The sequence below is a fragment of the Nonomuraea turkmeniaca genome, from assembly GCF_005889735.1.
In the GTDB taxonomy this organism is placed as follows: domain Bacteria; phylum Actinomycetota; class Actinomycetes; order Streptosporangiales; family Streptosporangiaceae; genus Nonomuraea; species Nonomuraea turkmeniaca.
The window spans coordinates 1-2,119 of the sequence record NZ_VCKY01000498.1; the positions used below are offsets into that span (position 1 = coordinate 1).

Genomic DNA, 2,119 nt, shown 5'->3' on the forward strand with positions numbered 1-2,119 from the left:
GGGTGGGGTCCTGCTTGGAGTAGAGCGCACCGGGGGCTGCTGTAGCTGTCACCGCGCATTGGGGGCGCTGCAACTCCCGCAGTCGCGTGCCGCGAGCCGCCACAGCTCCACCGCCGTGCCCGTGCCGTGCCGCCTGCGCGGTGCCGTGGGGTGCGGTGCGGGTGCGGTGTGCTGCGGGTTCCGTGCGCGGTCCCGTGCCCTATGCGCGGTCCCGTGCCCTGTGCGCGGTCCCGTGCCCTGTGCGCGGTCCCGTGCCCTGTGCGCGTTCGCGTGCCCTGTGCGCGGTGACGTGCCCTGTGTGCGCTGACGTGCCCTGTGTGCGCTGACGTGCGCACTGTGGGGCGCGATGTTGGTGTGCGGTGTGGTGCGGGTTCCCTGCCGGGTCCCGTGCCCTGTGTGCAGTGACGTGTGCAGTGACGTGCGCAGTGTGGTACGCGGCGGTGTGGTGCGGGGTGTGGTGTGGGTTCCGTGCGCAGAGCGGCGTCCGCGGGCGGTGGGCAGGCTGTTGGGGCATGCGCTGCTCAAGACATCGCTCTGCCGGAGGGAGCGCTATGCCCTCTGACGCAGGGCTGAGTCTTTCTGGCAAAGGCGGCGCTCGGTGCTGTGGAGCGGGCCGGGCTTCTACCGGGAAGAGGCGACTCAGTCGATCGCGAACGTGCGGAGGACCAGGCCTGTTCTGGGTTTCGGGCCGAAGGAGGTGGACTTGCGGGGGACACGTTCGCCCCCTGCGGCGACGGCCAGCACGTCGTCGATCGCCAGTGGCTTGAGTATCACGGCGGTGCCGCCGGTACGTGCGGCCAGCCGCACTGCGGCCTCCGCGTCGTGATGGACGATCCGTACGGTCTGCTCGTCGTCGCGCATACCCCACACCCTGGGAAGGATGAACTCGGTGAGGACCGAGGTGTTGAGGGAGTTCCAGCGGTTGGAGTGGTCGGGTGGCATGGCGCGGGCGAGCTGGACGGGGTCGGGATCCACCAGGAGGTGCGCGCCGTCCTCGCCCGCGAGCAGGAACGCCGGCTCAGGGGCACTCTCGAGCGCGGCCAGGCCCTCGGTCAGGCCGTCATACTCGTGGACCTGCCATGCGCCCCTGGCCTTGACGGTCGCTTCGGCTAGGGAGAGGCCGGGGATCACGCGGTGGATGGCTTTGAGGTCGGGCGGGTACGCGGTCGAATCGACGAGCAAGGCCAGGCCGAAGTCCCACGGGGCGACCAGGCCTTCCGCAGGGGAGGGCCGGCCTTTCGCGGCGTGTTGGCCGGTTTCCCGACGTTCGGGACTGGTGGCGTCGTTCGGGTAGGGGAGTCCCGTGGGGCTCTCCTGGTCAGGGGGACCGCTGGTGTGGTGCGGGTCGGGGAGGTTGGTGGGGCCATCCGGGTGCTGGGGGTCGGTGGTGCTCCCCTGGTGGTGGAGGCGCGTGGCGCGTTCTTGGCGTTGGAGTACGCGGTACGTCGCGTACCTGTGATGGCCGTCGGCGATCAAAGCCTGACGATCGTGGAGGTCGGCGTTGATCGCGGTCATCTCCGTCTCGTCCGTGATCGCCCATAGGCGGTGTGTGAGGCCGTCCTCCGTGCGGGCGGTCACGAGGGGGCGGCGCTTCGTGGCCACCTCGTCCACCAGGCGGGTTGCCGCGCCGCCGTCGCCCCCGTAGAGGAGGAAGATCGGCTCGAGGTTGGCCTGCGTGGTGCTCATGAGTGCGAGGCGGTCGGCGACCGGGCCAGGCATCACGTCCTCGTGAGGAAGGATGATGTGCTGCCCCGGGTCGGCCAGGCCCACATCGCCGATCAGGCCGCGCTGGAGGACGTCCGGGCCGGTCTGCTCGTACACGTACAGCGCCGGCTGCTCGTCCGGCACCAGGATGCCCGCGTCCAGCCAGGCTCGCAGTGTGTCCCGGGCTTCGGCGTATCGGGCATCGAGCGGGACCGCGGTGGGTGGGGTGACCGTGGCTCGAGCCGGCGCGGTGCCGGGGCCCGCCATGCGAGCGGTGGAGTCCGGCGCTTCGGCGGTGGAGGCGGTCGTTGGGGCGGTGGTGTCGGTTGTTTCGGCGGCGGGGGTCGTCGTTTGGGAGCCGGTCGCCGCGGCGGGGGCCGTCGTCCTGTCTCGTATACACATCTTACGGTGCCTA

General features: G+C 70.9%; 1 protein-coding gene. It reads right to left on the reverse strand.

Going from position 1 to position 2,119, the window contains the following annotated elements:
* Nucleotides 1-639: 639 nt before the first annotated feature.
* Nucleotides 640-2,119 (reverse strand): DUF1015 family protein (locus tag ETD86_RS54010; protein ID WP_246149538.1); only part of this gene is annotated, 1,480 nt, incomplete at its 5' end.